The sequence below is a fragment of the Bradyrhizobium sp. CCH5-F6 genome, assembly GCF_001556045.1.
Lineage (GTDB): Bacteria > Pseudomonadota > Alphaproteobacteria > Rhizobiales > Xanthobacteraceae > Bradyrhizobium.
In genome coordinates this window covers 141,338-147,989 of sequence record NZ_LSIC01000059.1, presented here as the reverse complement: position 1 = coordinate 147,989, position 6,652 = coordinate 141,338, and the positions used below count along the sequence as shown (strand labels likewise).

At 64.7% G+C, this 6,652-nt stretch carries 8 protein-coding genes; 6 read left to right on the top strand and 2 right to left on the bottom strand.

The features are described from left to right. Positions 1–57 precede the first annotated feature (57 nt). Both AX729_RS11135 and AX729_RS11130 read right to left on the bottom strand, forming a co-directional pair. On the bottom strand, positions 58–321 hold the full coding sequence (locus AX729_RS11135) for a hypothetical protein (protein WP_061022871.1): 264 nt from the start codon (positions 319–321) through the stop codon (positions 58–60). Positions 322–460: 139 nt separating this feature from the next. Further along, the gene (locus tag AX729_RS11130) at positions 461–1,267 is read right to left on the bottom strand and encodes a creatininase family protein (protein ID WP_061022869.1); all 807 of its coding nucleotides are present in this window, start codon (positions 1,265–1,267) and stop codon (positions 461–463) included. A gap of 158 nt (positions 1,268–1,425) precedes the next feature. Between AX729_RS11130 and AX729_RS11125 the strand changes: the two genes are divergently transcribed. The 6 genes from AX729_RS11125 (at position 1,426) to AX729_RS11100 (ending at position 6,631) form a co-directional block, all read left to right on the top strand. Next, on the top strand, positions 1,426–2,448 hold the full coding sequence (locus AX729_RS11125) for an ABC transporter substrate-binding protein (RefSeq protein ID WP_061022866.1): 1,023 nt from the start codon (positions 1,426–1,428) through the stop codon (positions 2,446–2,448). Positions 2,449–2,648: 200 nt separating this feature from the next. Next, on the top strand, positions 2,649–3,464 hold the full coding sequence (locus AX729_RS11120; protein ID WP_061022864.1) for an ABC transporter ATP-binding protein: 816 nt from the start codon (positions 2,649–2,651) through the stop codon (positions 3,462–3,464). Beyond that, entirely contained in the window at positions 3,461–4,279 is an 819-nt protein-coding gene (locus AX729_RS11115; protein WP_061022862.1) for an ABC transporter permease, read from the top strand. The genes AX729_RS11120 and AX729_RS11115 overlap by 4 nt, the downstream gene beginning before the upstream one ends. Next, the gene (locus AX729_RS11110) at positions 4,279–5,268 is read left to right on the top strand and encodes a 2-hydroxyacid dehydrogenase (RefSeq protein ID WP_061022861.1); all 990 of its coding nucleotides are present in this window, start codon (positions 4,279–4,281) and stop codon (positions 5,266–5,268) included. Before AX729_RS11115 ends, AX729_RS11110 begins: the two co-directional genes overlap by 1 nt. Further along, entirely contained in the window at positions 5,268–5,990 is a 723-nt protein-coding gene (locus tag AX729_RS11105; RefSeq protein WP_061022859.1) for an AprI/Inh family metalloprotease inhibitor, read from the top strand. The genes AX729_RS11110 and AX729_RS11105 overlap by 1 nt, the downstream gene beginning before the upstream one ends. Before the next feature lie 320 nt (positions 5,991–6,310). Beyond that, positions 6,311–6,631: a hypothetical protein gene (locus AX729_RS11100; RefSeq protein ID WP_061022857.1), complete on the top strand. Its 321-nt coding sequence runs from the start codon at positions 6,311–6,313 to the stop codon at positions 6,629–6,631. Positions 6,632–6,652: the final 21 nt, after the last annotated feature.

Here is a 6,652-nt window from a genome sequence, read left to right as displayed (position 1 = left end):
GATGAGGCGCCCGTGTCGGACGCGGGATCCACGAGAGATCGGCCTCAGATACTCAAATCAATAGCAGGTACGAACGCGGCCGACGTACTGGCCGAAGGCGTTGTACTGGGCGACCCAGCCGCAGCGGTGATAGCCGTGATAATAGGGGTCGTTCGTGGCGGCGATCGCGGAGCCGACGACGGCGGCGGTGGCGATGCCGGCGCCGACACCCCAGACCCAGCCGGGCTGCTTGGCTTCGGCCTGCGAGGTGGTGGACACGATGCTGCCGGTGACGGCGAGGGCGGCGAGCGCTGCGGCGGCAATCTTGGTCTTGATCGACATGTGAAACTCCATCCGGGTTGAGGCGGTCCGTTGTGGCCCGCGTGCCCAGTTGGACGGGCGCTCCTCGCGTCCGGTTCGAAAGCGGCAAGCCAGCCTGTGAAGCGGGCCCTTTTCCTGAACGATTCCAGGAGGATGGAAGCTAGCCCAGAGGCCCCTTGGCGAGCCTGTTCACGTCGAAGTTATCGACTTCGGCCAGCAGCTCGCAGAACGCCGCCGCGCCCTGATCGAGCAACTGCTCGCCCTTCTCAGGGCGCGCCAGCGTCGCATTGCCGACCGCGCCGCTCGGGTTGAGATCCTGCGCCTGCCAGGCGAACGGCGCGGGCCGCTGCGTCGACAGCCAGCGATATTCCTTCTCCATCGCGATGCTGCTCGCGGGAAAATTCGTGATCGCATCATTGCGCACTTGGTCGGGATAGCGCGCCAGCATGATCGAGGTCTCGACCGCGCCGCCATGAATGCCGTGGCGCACTTCCTCGGCCGGGAACAATCGGTCCGCGCCCGAAAGCCGCGACCACGATGTCGTCACCACGAACAGCTTGTGGTGCGCGCGAAGATCCTGCGCCACCAGCATCATGGCCGCACTGTTGCCGCCGTGGCTGGTGACGATGACGAGCTTCTTCACGCCGCGGCGTGCAACGTCTTCGCCGATCCCGGTCCATTTCTTCAGCGCCAGCTCGGTCGGCAGCGTCTGTGTGCCCGGATAGTCGATATGCTCGGTGGAAATCCCGATCGGCTCGACGGGGAGGAAACTGGCCGGAACGTCCGCGGGCAACAGCTCGCGCACGCGCTTCAGATAGGCGTCCGCGATCAGCACGTCCGTCGTGAGCGGCAGATGCGGGCCGTGCTGCTCGGTCGCCGCCAGCGGCAGCACCGCGATCCAGCGCGTCACGTCGGCAGCGGCAGCATCGGCCCCGCGGATCTCGGTCCAGTCGCGCGACGGCACCATCGAATTTTCTTTGGAGGTTTCTTTGCCCGAATTTGTCACGTAATTTGCGTCCCTGGGATGCCAGGCCGGCTCGCGTCCCGAATGTCATGCGGTTTTATCGCGTTGGCTCGATATGAGCCAGACGCGATTGGGCTGGAAGCGATCGACGGAGTGCCATCATGACCCCCTCTCATCTGCGACGAGCGTTCATCGCGGGCCTGATGGCCGCTTTCGCCTCTCTTGCGCCGGCGCAGGCCGAAACGCTCGACAAGGTCACCTTCGGCACCAATTGGGTCGCCGAGGCCGAGCATGGCGGCTTCTTCCAGGCGGTCGCCGACGGCACCTACAGGAAATACGGGCTCGACGTCACCATCGTCCCCGGCGGTCCCAACGAGAACAACCGCATGCTGTTGATCGCCGGCAAGATCGATTTCTTCATGGCCGCGAACACGCTGATGTCGTTCGACGCCGTCGCCAACAACGTTCCCGTCATCACCATCGCCGCGATCTTCCAGAAGGATCCGCAGGTGATGCTGACGCAGCCCGACGCCAAGGTCACGAAGATCGAGGATCTCAAGCCGCTGACGCTGTTCGTCTCCAAGGAGGGCATGGGCAGTTATTTCCAGTGGCTGAAGTCCGAATACGGTTTCAGCGAGAAGAACGTCCGTCCCTACAACTTCAATCCGCAGCCCTTCATCGCCAATCCCAAGAGCGCGATGCAGGGCTATGTCACCTCCGAGCCTTTCGCGGTGGAGAAGGCTGCCGGCTTCAAGCCGAACGTGCTGCTGCTCGCCGATTACGGCTTCAACACCTATTCGACGCTGATCGAGACCCGCCGCGACATCGTCGCGAAGAAGCCCGATCTGGTGCAGCGCTTCGTCGATGCCTCCATGATCGGCTGGTACAACTACATCTATCGCGACAATTCCGCCGGCAATGCCCTGATCAAGAAGCTCAATCCGGAAATGACCGACGACCTGCTCACCTATTCCGTCGCCAAGATGAAGGAGCACGGCATCGTCGATTCCGGCGACAGCGTGAAGAACGGCATCGGCGCGATGAGCGACGAGCGCTATGCTTCCTTCTTCAACAAGATGGTGAAGGCGGGCGTCGTGAAGGCGGATCTCGACTTCCGCAAGTCCTATACGCTGCGCTTCGTCAACAAGGGCGTCGGCGTCGAGCTGCGCCCGAACAAGCCGTAACGCATGCTGCGATTCGGCGAAGGTGGCCCGGCGTCCTACACCTCTCCCGAAGGGAGAGGTCGCATCGCATCGCCAGATGCGATGCGGGTGAGGGGTTGCGCTCCCTCGTGGGCCCTCATCCCCCTCACCCGGCGCTGCGCGCCGACCTCTCCCCGTTGGGGAGAGGTGAAGGGCGCCCGAAACGCCGCAGTCATCGATCAATGGTAGAGCGCAACACCTCGCCCGCCGTCGACGCCGGCCTGACGCATCTTGCCGTCCGCCTGCGCGGCGTGACGAAGACTTATGACACCGGCGTCATGGCGCTCGGGCCGCTCGACCTCGCTGTCCGCAAAGGCGAGTTCATCTCGCTGCTGGGCCCGTCCGGTTGCGGCAAGTCCACTGCGCTGCGCCTGATCGCAGGACTCAGCACGCCGTCTTCCGGAATCGTGCGGGTGGCGCGCCGCGAGGGCGTCCCGCAACCCGGCCACGGCATCGGCTTCGTGTTTCAGGAACCGACCCTGATGCCCTGGGCCAGCGTGCGCGAGAATGTGCGGCTGCCCTTGAGGCTCGCAGGCGTGCCGAAAACGGAGGCGCGCGCACGTGCCGACGCGGCGCTGGCCAGCGTCGGGCTCGCCGATTTCGCCGATGCCTTTCCGCGCGAGCTCTCCGGCGGCATGAAGATGCGGGTGTCGCTGGCGCGCGCGCTCGTCACCGATCCCGACATCCTGCTGATGGACGAGCCGTTCGCCGCGCTCGACGAGATCACGCGCTTCCGCCTCAACAACGATCTGCTGGCGCTGTGGCGCAGGCTCGGCAAGACCGTCATCTTCGTCACCCATTCGGTGTTCGAATCCGTCTATCTGTCGCAGCGCGTCGTGGTGATGACGGCACGGCCGGGCCGAATCCAGGCCGACATCCGCATCGAGACGGTCGAGCCGCGCGGCGAAGAGTTTCGCACCTCGACGGCCTATGGCGACTATTGTCGCAAGGTCTCCGGCGCGCTTGCGCCGTCTTATTCGGGACAGCCGCTGCTATGAACGCCCAACCCGCGATCGTTTCCAGGCCGCCAGCGGCGCAACGCGCGATGCGCCTGCTGCTTCCGGTCGTCGTCTTCGCCGTCGGCCTGATCGTCTGGGAACTGGTGGTCCGTCGCAAGGGCATCCCCCCTTATGTGCTGCCGGCGCCGTCCGTGATCATCCTGACCCTGATCAAGGACTGGACGGTTCTGTCGCAATCGCTCGCAACGACGCTGTTGACCACGCTCGAGGGGTTCGTCGCGGCGAGCATCGGCGGCATCGCGCTGGCGCTGCTGTTCAACCAGTCGAAATGGGTCGAATTCTCGCTGTTCCCCTATGCCGTCGTCCTCCAGGTGACGCCGGTGATCGCGATCGCGCCATTGCTGCTGATCTATCTGGAGCAGCAGACCGCGGTCGTCGCTTGCGCCTTCATCGTCGCCTTTTTCCCGGTGCTGTCCAACACCACGCTCGGGCTCAATTCGGTCGATCGCAATCTCGCCGGCCTGTTCCAGCTCTATGGCGCATCAAAGCCGCAGACGCTGCGCTTTCTCAAGCTGCCTTCGGCGCTGCCCTACATTCTCGGCGGCCTGCGCATTGCCGGCGGCTTGTCGCTGATCGGTGCGGTCGTGGCCGAGATCGCGGCGGGAACAGCCGGCGCCGGCTCCGGGCTCGCCTACAGGATCGCCGAGTCGGGCTATCGCTTGAACATACCCCGCATGTTCGCCGCGCTGTTTCTGTTGTCGCTCGCCGGGATTGTCATCTATGGGGTGCTGGCGCTAGTTTCGCACCTCGTTTTACGGCGCTGGCACGAGAGCGCGCTTGGAAAGGAAAACTGATGGCTGCCGGTTCGATTTCGTCCGAAAAGATCGACCTTCTGATCTATGGGCCGGTGCGGCCGATCCTCGAGAACGGATTCTCCGACCATTTCGTCGTGCACAAGGCCGAGACGCGCGGCGATCTCGAGCGCCTGACGCCGGCGGTCCGCGAGAAGATCCGCGGCGCCGCCGTGACCTATCACACCGTGCGCGCGGACAGGGATTCACTGTCGCAATTGCCCAAGCTCGAGATGGTGGCGAGCTTCGGCGTCGGCTACGACCACATCGATGCCAAATACGCTGCCGAGCACGACATCATCGTCACCAACACGCCGGACGTGCTGACCGAGGAGGTCGCCGACGTCGCGATGGGTCTGTTGATCGCCACCCTGCGCGAGTTCATCAAGGCCGACCGCTACGTCCGCTCCGGGCTATGGCAGACGCAGAACTATCCGCTCAGCGTCGGCTCGCTGCGCGACCGCAAGGTCGGCATCGTCGGCATGGGCCGCATCGGCCAGGCCATCGCGCGCCGGCTCGATGCCTCGCTGGTGCCCGTGGTCTATCACTCGCGCAATCCGTCCAAGGACGTCTCGTACAAGCACTATCCCGATCTGATCGAGATGGCGAAGGCGGTGGATACGCTGATGGTGATCGTGCCCGGCGGTGCGGCTACGAACAAGATGATCAATGCCGAGGTGCTGAAGGCGCTCGGCCCGCGCGGCGTTCTGATCAACGTGGCGCGCGGCTCGGTGGTCGATGAGCCGGCGCTGATCCAGGCGCTGAAATCAGGCACCATCCTCGCCGCCGGCCTCGACGTGTTCGCGGCCGAACCGAGCGTGCCGGACGAGCTCAAGACCATGCAGAACGTCGTGCTGCTGCCGCATATCGGCTCGGCCTCTGTGGTGACGCGGAACGCGATGGACCAGCTCGTGGTCGACAATCTCAAGGCCTGGTTCGCCGGCAAGGCGCCGCTGACACCGGTTGCGGAAACGCCGTTCAGGGGGCGCTGATGGGAGCTCTTCGGGTCGTTGCATCCGCCGTCGCGGCCTGCCTGGCCGCGATCGGCGCCGTCGCGGCCTGCTTGGCCGCGATCGGCGCTGCGCATGCGCAGGATGCGACGGCCCTGAAGAAATCGATGCCGGGGCAATGGGAGCTCTCGACCACCGAGCGCAGCAAGACCTGCGTCGTCACGCTCAAGGCCGACGCCGCGGGCCAGGGTTTCAAGCTGGAGCTCGAGCCCGCCTGCAAGACCGCGCTGCCTTTCACGAAGGACATCGTCGCCTGGAACGTCAGGGGCCTCGACATCGTCCGCCTGCAGGACGCAGCCGGCGATGCCGTGATCGACTTCACCGAGGTCGAGGCCGGCATCTTCGAGGGCCTGCGCCAGGGCGAGGGCGTCTACATCCTCCAGGACCTCGCCGCCGCGCGTTCGATGGCGAAGTCGATGGACCAGATGATCGGCGACTGGTCGATGGTGCGCGGCAACGGCCAGCCGGTGTGCGGGCTTACGCTGACCAACACCGAGGCGGGCCCGGACAACTTCCAGGTCTTCCTCAAGCCGAGATGCGATGCGGCGATCGCGCAGTTCAACCCGACGCAATGGCGGCTCGAGCGCGGCCAGATCATCCTGATGTCGAAATCAGGCGAGGCCTGGCAGTTCGAGGCCGACGACAACGCGCAATGGCGCCGCGTCCCCGACACCGCCGATCCCCTGATCATGCTGCGCCAGTAAGCAGCCCGGCGATCACATCGAGGCCCTGCGCCTGCGCGAGCCGAAGCAGCGCCTCGTGCTGTTCGAAAAGGTGATCAACCTCGTCCATCGCTTGGCGCCGGATGCTGCTTCAACGCGACGCCCGCCGATGCCGCCGAAGCCGTGCAATGCTGGATCGGGCTGTCATCGTGCGCGACAGGCAGGTCCGACGGTCCGCCAGCCGCCTTGATGACCATGCGGCAGCTGGGGCGCCGCCACGTCTTTTCTGTGGCCTGCATGAAGTGTTGCATGATACTGTTGCCACAATCCAACGTAGAGAATGATTTTTTGAAGTCCTTCCGATGTTCAGAGCGGTCGTCATCATCTTCCTCGCCATTGCCCTGTCCGGCTGCGATGCCGTTGGCGCACTAAAAGACGGAATGCAGCACGCAAGGGCCGTGGAGGGCGATCTCGAGCGGTCGACCGGCGTAAGGCCGCAGGTCGGTTTCAACTGGCGCAACGGCCGTCTCGCATCGGTGACGGTCATGTTTCCGGGCCTTTATCAAACCAAGCCGTTGGGCGATCTCGCCGGCCTCGTGCGCGAGACGGTTACCAGGGAATTCAAGCAGACGCCGGATGCGATCGTGCTTTCCTTTGCGCTGGCAAGAGGCCCCTCGGTCTGAGGGCGATGCAAGCATGGTTGT